20 protein-coding genes are annotated in these 21,545 nt (G+C 40.6%); 7 read left to right on the top strand and 13 right to left on the bottom strand.

The genetic code is table 11. The features are described 5' to 3' along the window. Nucleotides 1–2 precede the first annotated feature (2 nt). The 5 genes from C2M25_RS16175 to C2M25_RS16155 all read right to left on the bottom strand — a co-directional run bounded on the left by C2M25_RS16175 (nucleotide 3) and on the right by C2M25_RS16155 (nucleotide 5,837). Nucleotides 3–3,404 carry a chromosome segregation SMC family protein gene (locus C2M25_RS16175; RefSeq protein WP_105181559.1) on the bottom strand — a complete coding sequence of 1,134 codons (3,402 nt, stop codon included), beginning with the start codon at nucleotides 3,402–3,404 and terminating at the stop codon, nucleotides 3–5. Between the two features lie 60 nt (nucleotides 3,405–3,464). Then, on the bottom strand, nucleotides 3,465–4,196 hold the full coding sequence (locus C2M25_RS16170; RefSeq protein ID WP_063706992.1) for an RNA methyltransferase: 732 nt from the start codon (nucleotides 4,194–4,196) through the stop codon (nucleotides 3,465–3,467). A 118-nt stretch (nucleotides 4,197–4,314) separates the two neighbouring features. Then, complete coding sequence (locus C2M25_RS16165) at nucleotides 4,315–4,761, bottom strand: flavodoxin (RefSeq protein WP_063706990.1); 447 nt, start codon at nucleotides 4,759–4,761, stop codon at nucleotides 4,315–4,317. Next, nucleotides 4,748–5,521 (bottom strand): tRNA pseudouridine(65) synthase TruC, encoded by a 774-nt coding sequence (truC, locus tag C2M25_RS16160; RefSeq protein WP_063706988.1) that lies wholly within the window; start codon nucleotides 5,519–5,521, stop codon nucleotides 4,748–4,750. Before truC ends, C2M25_RS16165 begins: the two co-directional genes overlap by 14 nt. A 1-nt stretch (nucleotide 5,522) precedes the next feature. After that, nucleotides 5,523–5,837 carry a YqcC family protein gene (locus C2M25_RS16155; protein WP_105175165.1) on the bottom strand — a complete coding sequence of 105 codons (315 nt, stop codon included), beginning with the start codon at nucleotides 5,835–5,837 and terminating at the stop codon, nucleotides 5,523–5,525. A 106-nt stretch (nucleotides 5,838–5,943) separates the two neighbouring features. Here C2M25_RS16155 and C2M25_RS16150 point away from each other — a divergent pair, with 106 nt between their 5' ends. After that, on the top strand, nucleotides 5,944–6,972 hold the full coding sequence (locus C2M25_RS16150; RefSeq protein ID WP_105181558.1) for a DUF3549 family protein: 1,029 nt from the start codon (nucleotides 5,944–5,946) through the stop codon (nucleotides 6,970–6,972). Next, nucleotides 6,973–7,272, top strand: coding sequence for a DUF3301 domain-containing protein (locus C2M25_RS16145; RefSeq protein ID WP_105175167.1), 300 nt, complete (start codon nucleotides 6,973–6,975; stop codon nucleotides 7,270–7,272). 732 nt (nucleotides 7,273–8,004) lie between these two features. On the opposite strand, the gene C2M25_RS16140 is transcribed toward C2M25_RS16145, so the two are convergent. Next, nucleotides 8,005–8,652, bottom strand: coding sequence for a GNAT family N-acetyltransferase (locus C2M25_RS16140; RefSeq protein ID WP_063706980.1), 648 nt, complete (start codon nucleotides 8,650–8,652; stop codon nucleotides 8,005–8,007). 147 nt (nucleotides 8,653–8,799) lie between these two features. Here C2M25_RS16140 and C2M25_RS16135 point away from each other — a divergent pair, with 147 nt between their 5' ends. The 3 genes from C2M25_RS16135 (at nucleotide 8,800) to C2M25_RS16125 (ending at nucleotide 10,227) form a co-directional block, all read left to right on the top strand. Continuing rightward, complete coding sequence (locus C2M25_RS16135) at nucleotides 8,800–9,030, top strand: DUF2789 domain-containing protein (RefSeq protein ID WP_036969581.1); 231 nt, start codon at nucleotides 8,800–8,802, stop codon at nucleotides 9,028–9,030. A 157-nt stretch (nucleotides 9,031–9,187) separates the two neighbouring features. Then, on the top strand, nucleotides 9,188–9,454 hold the full coding sequence (locus C2M25_RS16130; protein ID WP_063706978.1) for a hypothetical protein: 267 nt from the start codon (nucleotides 9,188–9,190) through the stop codon (nucleotides 9,452–9,454). After that, nucleotides 9,454–10,227, top strand: coding sequence for a Zn-ribbon-containing protein (locus tag C2M25_RS16125; RefSeq protein ID WP_105181557.1), 774 nt, complete (start codon nucleotides 9,454–9,456; stop codon nucleotides 10,225–10,227). The genes C2M25_RS16130 and C2M25_RS16125 overlap by 1 nt, the downstream gene beginning before the upstream one ends. A 61-nt stretch (nucleotides 10,228–10,288) precedes the next feature. Here C2M25_RS16125 and syd read toward each other — a convergent pair whose 3' ends face one another. Then, the gene (gene syd / locus C2M25_RS16120; RefSeq protein WP_105181556.1) at nucleotides 10,289–10,828 is read right to left on the bottom strand and encodes a SecY-interacting protein; all 540 of its coding nucleotides are present in this window, start codon (nucleotides 10,826–10,828) and stop codon (nucleotides 10,289–10,291) included. A gap of 59 nt (nucleotides 10,829–10,887) precedes the next feature. Here syd and queF point away from each other — a divergent pair, with 59 nt between their 5' ends. Beyond that, a complete protein-coding gene (gene queF / locus C2M25_RS16115; protein ID WP_105181555.1) occupies nucleotides 10,888–11,733 on the top strand; it encodes an NADPH-dependent 7-cyano-7-deazaguanine reductase QueF in 846 nt (281 codons plus the stop codon). A 66-nt stretch (nucleotides 11,734–11,799) separates the two neighbouring features. Here queF and C2M25_RS16110 read toward each other — a convergent pair whose 3' ends face one another. Then, nucleotides 11,800–12,834 carry an isoaspartyl peptidase/L-asparaginase family protein gene (locus C2M25_RS16110; protein ID WP_105181553.1) on the bottom strand — a complete coding sequence of 345 codons (1,035 nt, stop codon included), beginning with the start codon at nucleotides 12,832–12,834 and terminating at the stop codon, nucleotides 11,800–11,802. A gap of 125 nt (nucleotides 12,835–12,959) precedes the next feature. Continuing rightward, nucleotides 12,960–13,664: a SapC family protein gene (locus C2M25_RS16105; protein ID WP_063706969.1), complete on the bottom strand. Its 705-nt coding sequence runs from the start codon at nucleotides 13,662–13,664 to the stop codon at nucleotides 12,960–12,962. Nucleotides 13,665–13,898: 234 nt separating this feature from the next. Between C2M25_RS16105 and C2M25_RS16100 the strand changes: the two genes are divergently transcribed. Continuing rightward, nucleotides 13,899–15,416 carry a tryptophan halogenase family protein gene (locus tag C2M25_RS16100; RefSeq protein ID WP_105181552.1) on the top strand — a complete coding sequence of 506 codons (1,518 nt, stop codon included), beginning with the start codon at nucleotides 13,899–13,901 and terminating at the stop codon, nucleotides 15,414–15,416. 10 nt (nucleotides 15,417–15,426) lie between these two features. Here the strand turns inward: C2M25_RS16100 and C2M25_RS16095 are convergent, their stop codons facing one another. From C2M25_RS16095 to C2M25_RS22045, 4 genes are all read right to left on the bottom strand, one after another. After that, nucleotides 15,427–16,854 carry a tetratricopeptide repeat-containing sulfotransferase family protein gene (locus C2M25_RS16095; RefSeq protein ID WP_158679734.1) on the bottom strand — a complete coding sequence of 476 codons (1,428 nt, stop codon included), beginning with the start codon at nucleotides 16,852–16,854 and terminating at the stop codon, nucleotides 15,427–15,429. Further along, a complete protein-coding gene (locus tag C2M25_RS16090) occupies nucleotides 16,851–18,398 on the bottom strand; it encodes a tryptophan halogenase family protein (protein ID WP_199775187.1) in 1,548 nt (515 codons plus the stop codon). Before C2M25_RS16090 ends, C2M25_RS16095 begins: the two co-directional genes overlap by 4 nt. 156 nt (nucleotides 18,399–18,554) lie before the next feature. Further along, on the bottom strand, nucleotides 18,555–20,630 hold the full coding sequence (locus C2M25_RS16085) for a TonB-dependent receptor (protein ID WP_234003598.1): 2,076 nt from the start codon (nucleotides 20,628–20,630) through the stop codon (nucleotides 18,555–18,557). 53 nt (nucleotides 20,631–20,683) lie between these two features. Further along, nucleotides 20,684–21,190 (bottom strand): TonB-dependent receptor plug domain-containing protein, encoded by a 507-nt coding sequence (locus tag C2M25_RS22045; RefSeq protein WP_234003591.1) that lies wholly within the window; start codon nucleotides 21,188–21,190, stop codon nucleotides 20,684–20,686. Nucleotides 21,191–21,545: the final 355 nt, after the last annotated feature.

Raw genomic sequence — 21,545 nt, 5'->3', positions numbered from 1 at the left:
TTTTATGCATGTGCCATTTGCACAGCTTGTTCTATGTCTACAGCGACCATACGTGATACACCTGGTTCCGCCATAGTTACACCGGTCAATCTGCCTGCCATTTCCATAGCAATCTTGTTATGACTGATATAAATAAATTGTACTGATTGTGACATCTCTTCTACCAAACGGCAAAAACGACCCACGTTCGCATCATCCAATGGCGCATCCACTTCATCTAGCATACAGAATGGAGCTGGATTGAGCCTGAATATTGAAAACACCAATGATAATGCGGTCAGCGCTTTTTCTCCACCACTAAGCAGGTGAATTGTCGAATTTTTCTTGCCCGGTGGTCTAGCCATGATGCTCACCCCACTTTCAAGTAGGTCATCACTGGTCAATTCAAGGTAAGCACTACCGCCACCAAACACTTTTGGGAATAACTCCCCAAAGTCAGTATTTACTTGTTCAAAGGTTGCCTTAAAACGGTTTTTTGTTTCTCGGTCAATTTTTTGAATCGCCCCTTCAAGGGTATTTAATGCTTGTGTTAAGTCATCAAGCTGCTGATTTAAATAATCGCTGCGCTGTTTAGCCTGCTCAAACTCATCTATTGCCGCTAAGTTCACCGCGCCAAGTTCATTTAAAGCTTGCGTGGTTTTTGTCAGCCAAGTTTGCATGCTATTTAAATTGGCATTGTCAGGCAGTTCTTCAAGTACTGTTTTTAAATTTTGCTCCAGTTCTTCAAGTGGCTCTAACGCGGCTTGTGCTTTAACGATTAAGCTTTGCTCATCCAGTGCCAATGCTTGCAACTGCTCTTGTAGCGTAACCAACTCAGATTGCGACGATTTCAGCGCTGTTTGCTTATCAGCAAGCTCCTTTTTAGCTTGACTCAAGGCCGCTTGCAAGTTTTTCAGCTCAACGTCACTTTGTTGATGCTTTTCAAGCAATAGCATAATCTGCTCTGCTACTTCTTCAAGCGGGATCACTAGCTCTTCTAGTTGCTCGTTGAGCTCTAATACAGCTTCACTGGCAGCACTTTGGGCTGCATTAGCATGCTGTAGTTTAGTTTCGCTAAGTTGACACTCACTGCGAGCTTTTTGTTCAGCCAAATTAGCTTGATGTGCTTGCGTTTTATATTGCTCAAGCTGAGAAGCCATTTGGCGATAGTTGTTATTTGCCTCAGTTTGTTGATGTTTCGCCTGCTCTAACTCAGTTTCAAGTTCTAATTGCTGCTCTAATAATTGCTCAAGTAAACTCTGCTGCGTTTGTTGCTGTTCGTCAGCACTTTGCTTTTGTTCAGCCAGTAACGTCTGACGCTGTTGTAGCTTAACACGCTGATTTTGCCACTGCGTTTGCTGCTCTAATAGCATATCGCGTCGAGTACTGGCCGATGCAATCTGCTGAGCAGCTTGGTGAATTCGTTCTCTGTATTGCTCTTTGTCAGCGATGAGCGTTTTCTTGTGAGCTAGATGCTCATTTAGCAAATGCTGCTTGGTTTCTAATTGCTCGTTGAGCTCTTCATCTAACTGCTGTGCATCGCTTAGCTGAGCATGCTTTAAAAGCAAAGAATTGTCGGTGTCTTTATTAGCATCGGTATGAAAGTTACGACCATGTATACAGCCTTCTTCATCAATCACTGCCAGCCAATATGGATCCGCTAAAATAGCGTCATCAAAACTAGGTTGAAAAGCAAAGCGTGCTAATAAATCAGGGTAAGCACCCGATTCGATGTAATTTGCTAATGACTCTTTTGGTAACTTAGCATTATTAGTTACAGACCAAACACTGTTTGGCTCTTTATGCTGACTGACCTTTAGATGCTCAAGGCCAAGCAAAGCTTGCTCAACTAACGGCTCAAAGCCAGCAGCCACTTTTAACTGTGCTAATAAAGAGACACTCCCGTTGTCGGTTTGCTCTGATAGCAAAGAATTAAGCGCAGCTATGCTGGCTTTGTTTTCATTACTGTGTTGTTGAACCCGTTTAAAGTCTTGCTCTAAGTGCAGCTGCTCTTTATCCGCTTGTTCTAGACTCTGAGTGAGCTTATTTAGCGCACTTTGTTGCTGCGCAAGCTCTTTTGTCAATGTTTGAATATGCTGTTGCTGCTCAGCAATTTGCGCTGCAACTGGGGTCGCTTCGAGCTCAGTAATTTCAGCGGCAAGTTGTGTCTGCTGAGACTCAAGTTGTGCAAGAGTCTGGGCAAAGTGAGCCTGTTGACTCTTTGCAACATTAATATCACTACTATGAGCTTGATTTTTCTGTAAGGTGCTTTGATATTGCTCATTGGCACTTTGCGTTTGTTGCTGCTGCAGAGCGACTTGCTCTTCAACCTCTGCAACTTGCTCAGCGCACAGCAAACTTTGCTCAATCGCGTCTTGTAGCAGCTCTTGTAAAATAGCGGCTGAAGCATGTTGCTCTTCTTGCAGTTCTTTATTTTGTAACTGCAATTGTTGCTGTTTGATAAGGCTTTGGCTAAGTGTTTGCTGTTGCTGCTTTAAACTGATCTGTTGCTGTTCTTTGCGGGTTAACTCTGTATGAGTTTGATGCTGAGCTTGCTGGGCATCTTGCAGTTTCTGCTGCTCAAGTTGCACCTGATTTTCAAGGCTTGCTAAAACATCATCGTGGCCAGAATGCGCTTCTCTAAAGAACTGAATTTGCTCTTTAAGTTTATTGATTTGCTCAGCTTTATCAATTTGTTGTTGGTGTAACTTCTGCCACTTTAAAACCGCAATTTGCCCTTTTAAGGTACGTTCTGTGGCTTTTAGCTCTCGGTATTTTTTTGCATCGACTGATTGCACTGCAAGCTTATCGAGCTGTGTTTGCAACTCTTGCCTTACATCAAGCAATCGTTCAAGGTTTTCGCGGGTACTTTTAATGCGGGTTTGCGTTTCTCGACGACGCTCTTTGTATTTTGAAACTCCCGCGGCTTCTTCTAAAAACACACGCAAGTCAGCCGGTTTGCTCTCTATTAAACGCGAGATCATGCCCTGCTCAATAATCGCATAACTGCGCGGGCCAAGACCTGTGCCTAAAAAGATATCGGTAATATCACGCTTACGGCATTTACTGCCATTTAGAAAATAAATTGACTGACCATCTCGAGTCACTAAGCGCTTGATCGCCACTTGGTTCCGATCAGCAAAGGTATTCGGTAAATGGCCACTGGTGTTATCAAACACCAACTCAACAGAGGCTTGTGAAATAGGTTTTCGATTAGTTGAGCCGTTAAAAATAACATCGGTCATGGCATCGCCACGTAAGTTTTTAGCTGAGCTTTCACCTAGCACCCAACGCACTGCATCAATGACATTTGATTTGCCACAGCCGTTCGGGCCGACAACACATGTCATCTGATCAGGAAATGGGATCTTAGTGGGTTCAACAAACGATTTGAAACCCGCTAATTTTATGGTGCTTAAGCGCATCTAATTGTTTTACCGATTTTTATTGTTATTCTTCAATTTAACCCATTTTAGGGTAAAAGGTTAAGCGTGACGCTTAAAATTATCTAAAATAATACCCGTTGCCATTGCTACATTAAGCGATTCTGCTTGGCCATAAGCCGGAATAGTGATTTTATCAGTAACTAAGCTTTCGCAATCAGCACGAATACCATGGGATTCACTGCCCATGAGTAATACGGCATCTTGCTTAAGAGCAGTTTTGTGAATGTTCTCACCTTCTAAAAATGCGCCATACACAGGAAGGTTTAAACTAGGTAAGTAACTGGTTAAGTCGGTTTGTGTGACACTCACACGAGCAAATGAGCCCATGGTTGCGCTGATGGTTTTCGGGTTATAAGCATCGGCACTGTCTGTGCTGGTAACAATATGCTTAATACCATACCAGTCAGCAACACGAATAATCGTGCCCAAATTACCCGGATCCGACACACCGTCAAGGGCTAAAATAAGTCCTGATGTTGGTAATGCTTGCTGGCTTGGCATATCAACAACAGCAATGGCTGCGTTGTTACTAACAAGCGTACTGGCTTTAGTTAGGCTGTCTTCGTCTGCTTCAATGACTTGATGGGCTGCAAGCGCTGTTTGATGCGCAGAAATAAATGCAGGAGTCGCAAATATATGAGCAATACTTAACCCACTGTTTAGTAATTCAAGTACATTTTTTTCGCCTTGAACAAGGTACTGGTTATATTGCTTACGGTATTTCTTTTGACCTAATGCACGAATTAGTTTCAGTTGGTTTTTTGAAATCATAACAGCCTCATAAAATGATGGTTTAGTATATCAGATTCTGTACTCGAAAAACCAAGGGGAAAGTGCCAATTGCTTATTCAATCAGCACTTTTAAGAGACACTAGCTAATTAATAGACATTAACTAATTTTCGTCAGCCATTCGTTTAACCATGGCTCAGTAACAGGCCAAGGCTCAAAATCTTCACAGGCATCAATTTCTAAACGATGACCGACAGGTTTTGCCTGTAAATCGCGAAACAGCTCATCAAAACTGCGACCTGCTCCACAAAACGTATCGCCATAGCTGCGGTCGCCCATAGCAATAATGCCGTATTGCTTGCCTGTTAACAGTGGGAATTGATCGTTTAATTGGCTGTATAAAGTGATTAAGTTATCAGGAATATCACCCTGACCCGTCGTTGATGTGATCACTAAAATATGTGACGCAGCCAGCATGTCATCAACCGTGCCATTTTCAACTAATTGCGCTTGATGCTCTGACTTTTCAATAACTTCAATAACTTGCTCGCTTAAACGCTCAGCACCGCCATAGACACTGCCGACAAAAATACTAATAGTTGCCATAATAATCCTTTTCTTCTGTTGGCCAGCCAAGTTGCTGGCAAATCGTTAACATTGCATCGCCTAATGGCGCTCTAATTGTTATTGGTTGTTTGCTATAAGGGTGCACAAACTTTAATTCAGAGGCAAATAACATTAAACGACGAAGCTGGAAATGCTCTCTAAAAAATTGATTATGCTGATTATCACCATGATTTACGTCACCAATAATTGGTAATGATAAATGTTTTAAATGACGACGAATTTGATGTTTGCGGCCAGTTTTAGGAAAACACTCCACCAGCGAGTAACGAACTGTTGGGTACTTACCAATTGGAATAGGTAAGCTTGCTTGGTGCAGGCAATGAAATTGCGTTTGTGCTTCTTGCGGTGCTTTATCTTGATCAGCAAACTTATCGGCAATTTTATCAAGCTCTTCTTTTAAAGGTTTATCTAAGAAGATTGATTCATTTAAAAAGCCTCTTACTAAAGCTAAGTAACGTTTTTCAATTTGCCCATCAATAAACAACTGGTTCATGTCCCGGGCTGCTTCTGAGCTTAACGCAAACAGTAATACGCCTGAGGTTGGTCTATCTAAACGATGTACAGGAAACACGTGTTGGCCTATTTGGTCACGCAGCATTTGCATTGCAAATTGGGTTTCGTGTTTGTCTAAAAACGAACGGTGAACCAATAAACCAGATGGTTTATCAATCGCAACGTAATTTTCATCGCGGTACAGAATCGTTAACTCGTCAAATTGTGGCTTAACAATCTCTTGCATCTTAGTTATCACTCAAAAGTTGATCGAGTTTTTGTAAAACACTAATCACATCATTACCACCGCTGTGTTGTGCCAACATCATTTCAGCCATAGGCGCAATTGCAAAATTACGAGGTAAAGGCTGAGCGTGTGTAATTAAGGCATGCATTTTTTCAAGAAAAACAAATTGCAGCCATTGCTCAAAAGCCATGGTGTCATGACAAAACGGTACACTTGAGTTAAGTGCACTTGGGTCAATTGGTGTTGTTTGCCACAGTGAATGGCGTTGTAATGTGGATTCTAATTCGCGCAGCAGCGCCAAAGTCTGTTGATGCATTGTAAAACTCTTAATACCTTTGTGCTTAGTATACCCTGTTCCAAGGCGCCATGGTATGGCGTATAATTCGCGGCTGATATAGATTAATTACGGTAATTGAGATTTTATGACTGAGCAGATCGCCACTTTAGGGCAACTTCTGGATGCAGCCGGTACCACTTGGCGTGCCTTCGATATTGGCAGACACATCACGAAATTAGACAAAAAACAATTTCTTGCCATTGAAGAAACAAAAATCCCTTACCCTTACCCGCTTGCTGGTCATGCTTGGCTTGCTATTCAATTTTGGGATGTAAAAGCGTCTAAAGAACCTTATGTATGGTTTTTAAAATTTCCATTAGATGAGCAAAGCCGCCTAGTAAGCGCAAGCCGCGATCACTTTGCAAATATGGTAATTGAAGCACTTGGTACAGAAATTACCGGTGAAAATGCCGAGGGCAAACTTGATAACAACCCCTATGTATTTACGCCAAACGCCAACAAGCTAGCGGCATTTAATGCACAGGTTAAATGTTTACTTAAACAAAGTGCTTCACAGTACTACGAATATGCTCAGCTGTATTTCTCAGGCAAACTGGGGTTTGATAATTGGCAAAGTGTTGCAGTACAGGGTATTGCTGATTTTGCGATGCGCTTAGATAACGACAACAATTTAGCAAACCTACAAGCCGCTTGGGGACAATTACCTGTCGAAGTATTACAGCCGCTGAGTGCGATGCTTGAACATGTTGCAATCGAACCGGTGTTTGCAGAGCAATTGTTAGCCTATGGTTTAAAGGCGATAGAGCAAAAAGACGACATTGCTCTTGTTGCAGCTCTTAGAAGTTTATCAAAAACAACGGCGCAAGGTTTAACTGCACAACTGGTAGATGCTGTATTACGCTCTGAGATGAACACCCAGTCAGATGTCCTATTAACAATTGCAGGGCGTTGTTTTAGCACGCTTGAAGACCCAGAACGCTTACATGTGTTTATGGATTGTTGTGCACACCACACTGAAATTGAACAACTGTTTGTGAGTATTTTCACCGATTTAGTTGCAATTCCTAGTATTCGCCCTCACCTACTAGGTTTATTAAGAAAAGAAAATCGTAGCGAAACACTCGCTCGAGCAATTGGAAGGTTATTCTCGTAAATGGCAGGCTTGTGGACACTTATCATCATTGGCAGCATCATCTACTTTTTTTGGTTAAACAGAAAAGTAGCCGAAGCAGCTAACCTTCATGCACAAAGACAAATTGAGCAATTAAATGTGCAATTGGTGAGTGTCGCTTGCAATAAACGCAGGGTTGGCATTTTAAAAAGTGGTAAGCCAGGAATTAAAAGCGAGTTTATTTTTGAGTTTTCAAGTGATGGGCAAAGCGTGTATCAAGGCGTTTTGATCATGGAAAATGAATTACTTAAAAGCGTAGTAATACCGCCGCATAAGATTTAAGTTGCGAGTTGCGAGTTGCGAGTTGCGAGTTGCGAGTTGCGAGTTGCGAGTTGCGAGTTGCGAGTTGCGAGTTGCGAGTTGCGAGTTTTACAAAAATAATTGCCTGTTTGAGAAGTGCAACCTCCAGAAAGAACTAAGGCGTAGCTACTAGCCACGCCCCAATCTTGCTACTTCCATGATTAAGTATCCTTACTTATGCCGAAGCTGCCTTTTTATCTTTCCCCTGAACGGGTATACATCCGATACACCCACCATGCTACCTCTTGTAGCATTTAACACATCCTAGTGCCGTCCTCTTGCCGTCAATGGCTATCCACTTCGTTTTCCAAACGCTCCTTTAGCTTCCTGCTAAAATCATCCTTTGGTCAGTCCTTTTCAATCGCTCCGCGATTGTACTGCATCCTGGCAGTGTCCTCGTTCTTCCTTGCTTCCCTAGCTCTTGTCCCTTTGCTTCCTGCTAAGCATCTTGCTTTGTTGCCATAATCCTAATCCTTGGCATCAGTTCATTCATTGAACCTGCGTCTTCTTGACATGATTAAGTTTAGAGAAACGGAGAAATCTTGGTAGGCATAAAAAGTAATTTTTTCTAAGTCACAAAAATGACAAAAACAATAAATCCTTTAAAATCATTGAAATAAACAGTTTTAGGTACAAATTTAACGGCATTAAACTGATAAAACTCACAGCAATGTGAGATTTATCTCACATTGCTATTTCCAAAACGTCCTTTCGTCACTGTGCAGCTTTGAACATCAAGTCACCTTCGACTTGGTTAAAGCTCAAGGCTTTGAACACCTCAAACCCTTCAGAGCTAAAGAATTCGCGTTGTTCAGAGCGAGTAACAAAAACTGCTAATCCACTTGCTTGATTGCTTGATTCAACTAAATCATCAAGGCCTCGTAGCAGATATCGGCCTAAACCTTGCCCTTGAAAATGTGGATCAACGGCAATAAAGGCTAAAAATAAGTAATGACCTTTGGTCGACAGTGCTTCACGAATAGTGCGCTCCTTTTCTATAAGCTGATTGGTTTGCAAGTAACCTGCACTGAGCATCAGCTTTAATCGCCAATGCCAGTATCGCTCAGCTTGTAGCTCACTTGCCGAATCAAATACACACGCAATGGCTTTTAATCTACTTTGTGAGTAAAGGCCTATTAATGGCTGTTTTTCTTGCCAAAAACTTGCCAGCTCTTCACGCACTAAGGCACGTAATTTAGTTTCATATTTACTTGGATTATCTTGTTGAAAACCTAACACGTTCTGAAGAACGGGATCATCATGATAAGCTTGATAGATAAGGCTTGCGGCAGTGCTGATATCTTCAGCACTTAGGTATTGCACACTTAAGGTTTCGGGTTCAGCAACTGTCAAAATACTCATCCTTTTATTTGTTTTATTATTTTAGTACTAGACTATAAGGTATATACCCTACTGCGATTAAAGACAAATTCAGCGTAAGTTAAACTGCTGTTCATCATCATTAAGTTCAAGCAGTAATAATTATCGCCATACACAAGGAGCAGAACTATGGATACGACAAAACATGACATTTCGACCCTATTTGCACAACTTGGTTTGCCAAGCAAAGAAAGTGAAATAGATGCTTTTATAGCATCGCATCAACTGTCTGATACGACCCTCTTGCAGGAAGCACCTTTTTGGGATGAAGCTCAGCAACACTTTTTAGCAGAATCACTTGCTGAAGATGGAGCTTGGAGCGAAGTGATTGATGAATTAGATGCAAGGTTACGTCAGTAATGTTTCGCTTTCTTATTTACACGCTCTCAATGCAAACTTTTAGTGTGTAAATAAGGAAAGTAATTTCACTCCACATCTATTATTGCTACCATACGCGCGCACTGCAGCCCATATACTGCGGTGCTTTTTAATCTTTTATTAAAGAGTTTATACGAAAATGAATGCCGTTGTATTTGATGCAATTAAAACCCTTCTTGATGAAGGTAAAACCCCAACAGTTGCCCTAACCAAAAGTAAGCTAACTCAACCTATGCCGATGCCTGTGATCATCGCAGCGGTTAGCCAATATAAAAACAACCCGGATTCAATTAAAAATTTCATTAATAACCCGTCAAATGAACAAGTAAGTACAGCCAATGAAAGTCAATTGGATCGTATTGAAGCTAAATTAGATAGGTTATTAGCACTGCTTGAGAAAAAATAATGTTTGTTGTCGATCTGACTTTTGATTGCTACCAAGATACCACCCTAGAGCTTGCTGAGCAGGCGATAAACCGCCTTGTTAATGCACTTCGTTTTAACGGCCAAATCATTGGTGATGAATTTCCAACGGTTTTAAAAGATGGATTTTTCATTACCCGTGTGATGTGCCCAACCGAAGATGCGATGCATCCGCTCAACCATAGCCCGTTTGTAAAGCACAGTATTGAGCAATTACACACCGCGGGCTTACTGGCACCAAAAGTAAAAGTGATCGGCCAAGACATTCACTCAAATGGCGCAGACATGTGCAATGATCCATCGTGCTATATTTTATATACCACGTATGTGCATACCTGCAGCCCACTTTATTGTGGTGATGACTTTTTGCCTGTGCCGTTATTTCGCATTCCGGCAATTGCCAATGGCGATTACAAAACACTGATAAAATGGCAAGAAGACTGGCAAGCGTGCGATCAAATTCAGATCAATGGTGCAACCCGTTGCGAATTTCCTGCGCTTGAAGAGCTAACTAGTATCAATAGTGACTTATATCGCCGTGGTCGTGATATCACTAAGCGTATTAGTTTTCTAACCAAGAAGCCTGTTTATTATTATTTATATCGTGTTGGCGGCGTTGATAAAGAGTCGGAGCTTAAACGTCGTTGCCCAAGTTGCGATGGCGAATGGAAATTACCTGAGCCATGGTTTGGCTTATTTGATTTTCGTTGCGAGCCTTGTGGCATTGTTTCGAATATCTCGTGGGACTTTCAATAGCTTAATAAAGGCAATAACCAGATACATGAAAGGGGCAACCGCCCCTTTTTACTTTTTAAGCTTATACCGCTACTTTGTCCAAAAACTCACTGATGCTAGTTGCTAGCACATGATGTGGTTTTTTACCCACGTACTCTAAACAAACCTCACCGCTTTCGACTAATACCGTGATCAGCAGATCATCTTGCTCTGTAAGACCAATAAACACGGTTTCTGGCTGCTTTAACTTACGCTTCATTAATACGTGACCGGTAATATTTTGCTGTAAGCGGCTAAAATCATCTTCATTCCATGCTTGTAGCAGCTCAATGTGATGATCATCAACACTCAATAACAAATTACCCGCATAGACATGACCAAACAATGGGCTTAAATCTTCAGGAAACGATAATTCGAGTGCCTTGGCTAAGTCTTCTAAACTGCCAGTAGGTTGTTGCGGAACTGCACGCCACTGAATAAGCCCTTGCTCATCGACTTCGCCCTGCTCACAGGGACTTGGCCATGCTGAATCATGTTCAATAACAGGAAGCTTTCCTGTGCGTTCGAGGCATTTTTCACTAAATGCTTGATGTAACTTATCTAATTTTGTAGAAACAGACATACTGCGAAACTCATTGGCTTTAGGTATAATGCCGCCATTGTAACTACAAAAGTGTAAAGATGACAGATTACAGCAACTCACCCGAACTGAAAAACAGTGTTCTTGGTAAAAGCACAGAGTATGTAGATACCTACACACCCAGTTTATTGTTTCCTATTGCCCGCAAATTAAACCGTGATGCATTAGGTGTTAGCGAAGATAACTTACCGTTTAAAGGCCAAGATATCTGGACTGGCTATGAATTATCGTGGCTAAATAGCAAGGGTAAGCCAATGGTCGCTGTGGCAACATTTGTATTTCCTTGCCAAAGCAGTCACATCATTGAGTCAAAGTCATTCAAACTGTACCTAAATAGCTTTAATCAGACACGCTTTGAGACGCGAGATGACGTTCACCAAGCACTGAGTAAAGACTTATCAGATGCGGTAAATGCACAGGTGTTAGTTACCTTATACCAAGCAGACGATTTCAACTGTTTACCTTTTACAGCGTTACCGGGTGAGTGTATTGATGATCTCGATATCGAAATCACCAGCTATGATATTGATGCAAGCTCACTTCGCCATAATGGTGATGAGGTTGTCTCAGAAACCTTACACAGCCATTTACTAAAATCGAACTGTTTGATCACTTCACAGCCTGATTGGGCGAGTGTGATTATTCGTTATAAAGGCCAAGCCATTTGCCATGAAGCCTTATTAAAATACTTAATTTCGTTTCGTACTCATAACGAGTTTCATGAGCAATGTGTAGAGCGTATCTACTGCGATTTAATGCAGCAGTTAAACCTCGAAGAGTTAGAAGTATATGCGCGTTACACACGCCGTGGCGGTTTAGATATCAATCCTTATCGCTCAACTAATCAAGATGAAACTCCCTTCAAGGTGAAAATTAATCGCCAATAACGTTGGTGACAATAAAAAACCGAGTTCAACTTGGTTTTTTATTGTCTGAAGATTCATTACAGGTAATTATTCGTCTTTAAAAATACCCACATACGTTGGTGATGTATTTGATTTACTCGCACGATACATACCAGCGGTGTTAAACGGCAAGCTGATGTTCCCTTTAGCATCAATGATGATCACACCGCCTGTGCCACCTATAGGCATTAATACATCGTGGATCACTTCGTTACCCGCTTCAACAATGGTTTTACCTTGGTATTTTACGCGAGCACAAATATCAGCTGCCACATTGTAGCGAATAAAATACTCACCATGCCCTGTCGCAGATACTGCACATGATTCATTTTCAGCAAAGGTACCCGCACCAATCACTGGGGAATCGCCCACACGGCCAAAACGTTTTGCTGTCATACCACCTGTTGAAGTACCAGCAGCAATATTGCCGTTTTTATCAAGTGCAACTGCACCAACGGTGCCCATTTTGTAATTAACAGGCAGGGCTTTATGCGCTGCTTGGTAGTCTTTACTGGTGACTTTTTGTTTATCGAGCTTTTCTTTTGCTTTTAATAATGCTTTGTAGCGATTTTCAGTATCGAATAGATTGTTTTCAACCAGTGGCATACCTTGAGTTTTTGCAAACTCTTCTGCACCTTGACCACTAAGCATGACATGCACTGATTTTTCCATCACTAAGCGTGCCAGGTTAATTGGGTTTTCAATGTGTTTAACCCCTGCAACAGCACCGGCTTGGCGTGTACGACCATCCATAATTGATGCATCAAGCTCATGTGCACCGTCATAAGTATATACAGCACCGCGACCTGCGTTGAAATACGGCGAGTTCTCAAGCACATTAATTGCCGCAGTGATGGCATCTAGGCTCTCACCGCCCTTTTCTAGCACCGCATAGCCTGTTTCAACGGCTTCTTTTAATTTAGCGCGATAGGCTTTTTCTTGTTCTGGCGTGAAGCGGCTCTTTTCAATCGTCCCTGCACCGCCATGAATAGCGATAGCGAAAGGTTGATCACTACTGTGGCTTAAAGTACTAAATGATAATGCGCTAAGGGCAATGGCTGAGGTGAGAAATGTTTTTAACATAGGGACACTTATATTTATTTTAGTTTGTAAGCCCAATGTGAATAATTCGGCGCTGGTTTTCAAGCTTTAACCGATGAAAGAAACAAAAAAAGCGCCTAATGGCGCTTTTTTTCAGCAGTTTAAAATTAAGCTTTAGCTGCTTTTAAACGTGCTAAACGTGCAACTTGATGAGTAGACGTTAAGAAAGAGTAGATTGGTGCTAGGTAGCCACGCTTACGAAGGTCTAAGAACTCTTCATCGCTCAGTGAGTTAAGTTTTTTCTCGTCAACAAGGTAGATACCGTTGATGTCTTTTTTCTCACCTTTGATTTCTACTGTTAGCGTTTGAGCTACTAGTAGTTCTTTGTCTGCAAGGTACTTAGTGAATGCTTCAGTTACCTGAGAGAACTCGATGAAAGAAACAAGTGCTTCTTTACGACGCTTAAGGTATTCAGTTTCTTCACCGTTTTCGAAAAGTGCATTACCTGTCTCTTCACTTACAAGCGGGCTTGCTTCGTCGATTACGATACCAAATTGGTCAGCTTCAGGGTGCTTAACAAGACCAAGTGGGTAACGAGTCATAGACATAGGTGCAAATGCAGCTGTCCATTTGTCATCTTGAATGAAAAGGTTTTCGCCTGGCTCTAGACCAAATAAAGCAACTGCTTGGAATTGACCTGATTCGTTGTTTTTAACAAATGCCATTGGGAATTCATTTGCGATGCGTGCAAATTCGTGTGCAACCACAGGTACTAAGTGCTGAGATTTCATGAACTCGATGTTGATGCCATTTTGAATTTTAGTGTTGGCATGTTTTTCGTTATGTAAAGGCTGTACTTGTTGCTCCGCCATGATACTGCTCCATTAATTTTATAATATGTTTTTGCTGTTAGTGCCCAAAGCCTATAGGTTTTGGCAACAAAAAGGAAGTGAAAATTTTGTGGCAGTTTGTACATACTTACTTAACATTTATTTATCAGCAGCTTTGATCTCAATCTATTCTTCTCTAAAAAGCCGAAAAGCTTAATGACATCGCTGTCACACCTTGTATACTTGATGAAAATGAACGTTAATTAGGCAAATAGTATGAGCTCTTCACAACTAATAAAAAAAATTACAATTGTGGGTGGTGGTTCGTCTGGCTGGATGACAGCAGCGTATTTGAATCACTTTTATAACAAAACCGAAAAAAACGTCGAAATCACCTTAGTCGAAAGTAAAGATATTGGTATTCTAGGTGTCGGTGAAGCGACCGTACACAGCATCCGATTTTTCTTTGCCGCGATGGGTCTCGATGAGCAAGAGCTACTAAGAGAAACACAGGCAACTTATAAAACAGGCATCATGTTCAAAAATTGGATGAAGCCTGTTAATGGTAAAATGCATGAATACTTTCACCCATTTGAGCAAATAAAAATAGGCGATAACTTTGATATTTCTACCTCATGGGTTTTATCACAGCAAAACTCTGGTATGCGTTACGATGAAGGGACCTGTATTTCATCAGCTTTGATTAAAGCCGGCCATGGACCAAAAGCGATCAATTCCCCTCCTTACCAAGGTGTAGCTCCTTATGGGTATCATATAGACGCTAATCAACTAGCACGCTTTTTACGAAAAAAAGCAACGGCAGCAGGTGTAAATCATGTGGAAGCAACTGTCAGTAAGGTCAATTGTGACGGTGAGAGAATTATCAGCGTTGAGACCGACGCAGGAACGTTTCAGGCTGATTACTTTATAGATTGTACTGGATTCAAAGGCTTGCTGATAAATGCTGTTAGTGATGATAACTGGATTAGCTATGAGGATGCTCTTCCATGCAATAAAGCTGTTGCTGTTCAACGCCATTATCCAGAAGGAATAGAACCTAAACCATACACAGAAGCTACAGCATTATCGAATGGATGGGTATGGCAAATTGATCTAGTAAATCGCCAAGGTACTGGCTATGTTTACGATGGTTCAAAGCTGAGCAAAGAACAGGCCGAGCATGAATTAAAGTCTTTTTTAGGCCCAGAATCTGAGTTTATTAAAACATTACATATTGATATGCACATTGGCCGTCGAAAACGTTTTTGGGTAGGTAACTGTATCTCAATTGGCCTGTCTGGTGGGTTTATCGAGCCCCTTGAATCAACTGGACTACATCTGATCAATTTAGGTGCTCGGTTATTATCTACTCACCTTGTCAATCGCCAAGTAAGTCAAGAAATCCAAAATTCATATTCAACATTGATGATCAATGCATACGAAGATCTAAAGCAGTTTATTGTCTTACATTATTGCATTACTAACCGAGACGACTCAGAGTTTTGGCTTCAAGCACAGCAATCTGTTGAATACTGCCCAGAACTAAAGCAAAAGCTTGCAATTTGGAAGCACAAAATATGTGAGTATGCAGATTTACAAACGGCAAGTACCTCATGTTTTAACGACGAGAACTACCGTTTCATCCTTTATGGCATGCAATATTATCCTGACTTTTCATATTCATATGATAAAAACAGAATGGATGCTTTATTTAGTAAAGTAAAAGAACGCTGCCAACAAGCGGTTAATTTTACTCAAACACATCAAGCATCATTAGCTAAATTACATAGCTAGAAAAGGAGCCTTAGTGCTCCTTTTTCAGAATATTTATCACTTCATTTAATGCAAACTCATAATGTCGCCAACGGCCAATTCCTGATTTAAAAATGGGTTGCTTTACTTGCTCATTACTGATGGTATGAACAACTCTTTCAGTGCGATGAAAATCTAAACATTTGCTTTCAAAGTCGAGCTCCAAGAAATTTAGCATTCTTCTAATTTGCGGCTCTGTCTCATCCACCAGTGATTCGTACTCAACATTTAAGATATGTGTTGGATAAAGACTCAACCAATGGTTCATTAACTTATTATATCTTAAGTAATAATTAGCTAAGTGCTTTAAATCGTAGCTAAACCGAATTCCATCACCAAATAGCTGTCTATAATTCCCCCAAATTGTATCTAAAGGGTTACGCTTACAATGAATTATTTTTGCATTTGGGAAAGCACGTAAAATGATGCCAATCGCCTTAAAATTAAGAGGCATTTTGTCTGTAAAATAACGCTTACTTTGGAATGAACTTGTTAAAGTTAAATAGCTATCTGCAATTGCTTTATAAGCATCCTTTGGTAGCTCATCAGCCCAATACGGATAAGGCTTGTTCGGCCTAACTTTATGCAAAACAGATTGGCAAGCCATAGCTAAATCACTTAATTCATCTGCCCCTACTACTTGGCTATGGCTAGCAAGAATTTGTTCAACCAGAGTTGTGCCAGTTCGAGGCATACCGACAATAAACACAGGGCAAGACTCACTATCTAGAGCATGATCTGCTTTAATAGCCGTGCTAAAAGCAGCCTCGATTTGATCTAATTCATCTAGCTCCTGTGCTGGCAGATAATGTATAAAAGACGCTTTTTTTGCTAAAGCACCTTGATTATAGAAGCTAAATGCTCTTTCGTAGTCATTTTGTTTATCAAAATAGCTAGCCACAGAATAAGCATACAACGCTTGTTCTGCTTGGGTTGCATTCTTTTTCTCTAGTAAAGTGATTAAACAATCAACATGTGCCTTATTTAAACCATTTTTTAATAATGCTTTTTGCCAATAAGCTTGTGCATCAGAGTTTGATTTTAAGAGTTGCAGATCGAGCTGTTGATGAGCTGCGGTAAAATCCCCCTGCTCTTTATAAAGCATTGCAAGTAGTAAGTGATTATCACTTTTTTCAGCAAGTAATAGCTCGATTGCGTATTGATGTTGTTTTTGTGCTCGAAGAGCAGAAACATATAGCTGCAAAATCGTCGGATGATTTTTTACTACAGCCAATTCATTTATTAAACGTTTGAATTGGCGTGTTTGCAAATAAAATTGCCCAAGCCAACTATATAGCTCAATGTTAGTGTTATCCTGTTCGACGGCTTCTTGCAAATGTAGCTCAAGCTCTTGCAACTTCCCCTGCCTAAATAAGAGTTTAGCTTGATCTATAACTTCTTTAGTAACGTGTATACTCACAGGGTTTGCAGCCCATACTGTTTGATCTTAGTGATCAGTTCTCGATGATCCGGCAGCTGCTTCAAAAGCTGACTTTGATAGCCCCTTAATTGTGATAACCACTGTTGGTAAGCCTGTGGGTCATTATATTGAAAGTGACTAGCCTGAATATCGGTTTCAAACTCCATTCCATAAAGTACATATAAGTAGTTATCCAGATTAAAAATCGACAATTTATTATGGAAGTCATAATCTGTAGGAATTTGATGGCGCCAATAATCTAAGTTTTCTTGTAAAGATTCAGGAATAGAGGCTAGACCGCAATTATCAATCCAAAACTCGCTATCTCGACGTTTCGAAATACAATAATGCAATTTGACGAAGTCTATAACACGATCCCAGGTTTGTTGTATCCGGCTATTAAATCGCTTTTCAACGTAAGGCATCATCTCAATTGTTGTCGGAAATAACTCTGCAAGCATTCTTGCAGTAGCATCAAATACAAGTAATCCTGTTGCTTCAAGAGGCTCAACAAAGCCCTGAGATAAACCAATTGCCACACAGTTTTTATGCCAGAACTTTTCCCTGTAACCGATTTTCATTTTAATTAGACGTGGCTCACAATGGTCAAACTCTGACCCTAGATAGGTTCTAAGCTGTTGTTCTGCTTGCTGATGAGAAATATGATTACACGAATAAACATGCCCTACACCACGACGCTCTGATAATCCAATATCCCAAATCCAACCAGCAGTCTGTGCTGTTGCTATTGTATGACTTGCAATTGGGTGTTGCTCGTTAAGGTAAGGAACCTGAATAGCAAGTGCATGATCAGCAAATAAAACATCGCTTTTGTCGACAAAGTCCACACCCAATTTTTCGCCTATTAATAAAGCATTAAATCCAGTGCAATCAATAAATACATCAGCTTCTATAACACCATGCTGCTCTGTAAGCACAGAGGAAATTTCACCTTGTTCAGAGAGTTGAATATCAATCACTTCATCTTTGATATGCGTGACCCCCAATTTATTGACGGCATTTTCCGTCAGCATCATTGAGAACTTGGCCGCATCTAGATGATAAGCATATGCCGTATGCCCTTGATATTGTTTATCAGTTATTCTCTTTGGTGCCAGATTAGCGTCACAAATTGCGCCTTGCACAGCAACCGAATCAGCGAATTTAGTGGCTTGTTCTTGCATAAGCCAATAAGGTGTCGAGTTAAATTCGTTTATCAATGGGTAGTCAAATAAGTGATGATAATAGTGCTGACCTGCTTGTGCAGGATCGTGTGTCCAATTTACAAATTTGATACTTTGCTTAAATGTGGCATCACAACGACGAATAAACTCGCCTTCATCAATACCAAAATATCGCAAACTTTCGCGCATAGCCGGCACAGTGCCTTCGCCAACCCCTATAGTTGGAATATTTGGTGATTCAATTAGGCTAATTGCTATGCCATTTGGCTTAGCTAATTTCTTTGCTAAATGGTTAGCGGTTATCCAGCCTGCGGTACCACCACCCACGATTACTATTTTTTTTATGATTTTTTTTTGCACGTCAATACTCACCCTACCAGTAAATTACCATTACTAGATCGTTTACTTATTTAATATCACACCTTTGGGATGAGATTAAATAAACTTACCGTACTAAATCCAAGGCAAATAAAAAGGGAGTTGAACTCCCTTTTTATTGAACAGGTGCAGCTATGCTTAGAAGCGCACAGATAAACCTAAGTTGTAACGAGTTGCTTGCTCATACTCGTAAAGAGGGAATCCGTCAGTAAAGCCGCTATAAGGCATTGGACGTTGGTGATTACCAAATTGCTCTGAGCTTTCGCCTAAGATGTTTACCACGTCTAGTTTCACATCAACGTTATCTGTTACATGGTATACAGCGCTAAGGTCTAAGCTACCAAAACCTTCATGTAAACGGTTTCCATATGAACCTGCTTCACGCATCATGTACTCACTACGGTAGTTGTAAGATAAACGAGCGTAGAATAGTTCATTTTCATAATAACCAGATACGTTGAACGCATGATCTGAGCTATCAGTTAATTCGACATTCCAATCATCGAATACGCCAACTTCTACACCCTCTTCATTTTTATACGTTGCGTAATCAGCTTTAGCATCAGTGTATGTATAGTTGATTAACGTACCAAAACCATTACCAAAATCTTGTTGATACTGAAGTTCTAAACCAAGGACTTCACCACCTGGACCGTTTGAGTTCTCTTCGATTTGGTAACCAAAATCTTTTTCGTCACCCGTAAGCTCAGGAACACCAAATGCTGCTGCTTCTTCAGCAGTTGCATCACGACGACCGATTACGATGAAGTTTGATACATCTTTGTAGAATACAGTTGCAGCTAACAAAGAAGATTCGTTGAAGTACCACTCAATACCTGTTTCAAACTGATTTGCTGTAAATGGCTTAAGCGCTGGATTACCCACAATAATACGTTGGTTATTTGGTAGGTCGTCACTTACACCCATTAAACTTGGATTGAAGTACATATCGTTATATTGTGGACGGGTCATTGTACGCGCCGCATTCACACGCCAAATCATGTCATCAGAGATATCGTATGCAAAGTTTACACTTGGTAAAAATTCATTGTAATCTGCATCTTCTGATGTACGTGCATTTACATCTGCACCTTTATAGTATATTGATTTAGCATCAGTTGTTACATAACGAACACCAAAGTTACCACGGTATTTTTCGCCGCTGTAATTAGCCATAATGTAAGCGCCGATATTGGTCTCTTCGATGTGGCTGTATGCACCATAATCTTCTGTTTTACCAGTGATACTTGCTTTAGCCCACTTCTTCATCGCATCAACATCAAAACGCTGAATTTGGTAACTACCTGCGCCTACATCATAAGTGCCAGTAGAAGCATTTGATACGTCATAAACATTATCAAAACCATCAACTTGTGTGAATTCGAAGCGACGGCTTGTTGCTTCATGGTCAGCCCAACGAACACCTGTTTTAACAGAAGTAATAAAGTCATTGTCTAACATAAATTCGATATCGAATTGTGCAAAGCTTTCTTCATCTGTTTTTGGTGTCGCATTGAAGTTAGTACCCGTACCCATTACAAGTGTACCTGGGTTGTACTCAGACATATCAAAGTCTGCTGGCAGGTTCCAAGATTGGCCACCACCAGTGAAATCGTATGTACCGCCAGCTAGAGATGGATTTAAACCATCATCCATTACCATTTCAAAGTCTGTACCACCGCTTGATGTTGTTTTACCTGCAACAAACTTCATCTTATAAGTGTCACCAGTGTATTCTAAGTTGATATCAACAAAATCAGACTTCATCGTCGCTTCACGAGGACGCATTTGATAGAAAGCAATATTTAGAGGACCTGCAACTTGAACACCAGGGTTATCACCGGTGCCGTTACCACCTAACCAAGTCGTTTCGCTTTGGTCACCCCAAGTTGTATCAGCTTGAGTTAACCATAATGCATAGTTAGTATTGTCCGCTTCCATCTGCATGTCGATGTAGTTAACAACAATGTTTAACTGATCATTCGGTTGGTATTCAAGTGCAGTAGAGAATGCTGTACGTTTACGATCCTGTTCAAAACCAACTGGACCTGCACCCCATTGCCAGAATGCTTCGTTACCTTGACGCTGTAAGTTACGTTCTTGTGAAACTGCAGAAACTAAGAAACCGAAGTTTTCGTCTTCATTTTTCCAGCTGTAAAGACCTGAAAATTGTGGATCTGTTTCACCAGAATCATCAGAGTATTGTGCTTCGATTGAGCCATATACCGTGTGTTGATCTAAGTCTAAAGGAGTGCGAGTGTTAACGATTACGTACCACCAATACCACCTTCAATTAAGTCAGCTTGAGAAGATTTATAAACCTCAAGACCACCTACTAGCTCAGATGGTAATAAAGTGTAGTTGAATGAACGTTTTGCTGGCTCAAGTACGAACCAACCAGTAGAAGCTACATTTTGGCCATTTAACGTTGTTTTAGTGAAATCAGCACCAGCACCGCGGATTGAAACCGCATCTGCTTCACCAAATTGGCCTTGTACAGTAATACCAGGAATACGTTTTAGTGATTCAGCAACGTTCTTATCTGGAAATTTACCAATATCTTCTGCAGTAACAGCATCAACAACTGAATTTGCAAAACGTTTAGTGTTTAAAGACGCTTCAAGTGAACGGCGAATACCGCGAACTTCAATTACTTCAACATCTTCTTGAACTTTAGTTTCATCTGCTGCGTATGCAGCGCCAGTGAACCCAGCACTCATTACGAGGCCGATATTAACTGCTAATAAGCTTTTCTTAAAATTTTTAGCTAACACAGGATTCCCCTTGAATCATTTTGTTGGTTTTTTATATCACTTCTGCCCAGTGATGATGACAACGCTGTCATCTAGTAACAAACCATACACTCTAAATTACATTTGTGCTACATCTTTTTGGTTAATTTGTGCAAAAAATTTACAACGAAATAATCAAGTTATTGATATAACTAATATTTAATATTGAGTTTTTAAGAATTGTTACAAATAAACGGCGCAAATATAGCATGAGTGATATTGCAGATGAAAAGACCAAAAGGATGAGTTTTTGAAATTTGCTAAAAATCACATGTGTTTTTGTAAGCTTTAGTTTCCACTGAGCGTTTATTAACCATAACTAAAAGTTATATAAAAC

The organism is Pseudoalteromonas sp. T1lg21, from assembly GCF_002964625.1.
In the GTDB taxonomy this organism is placed as follows: Bacteria; Pseudomonadota; Gammaproteobacteria; order Enterobacterales; family Alteromonadaceae; genus Pseudoalteromonas; species Pseudoalteromonas gelatinilytica.
Note: the sequence above shows the minus strand (reverse complement) of the source record. Positions and strands in the feature narration are given on the sequence as shown.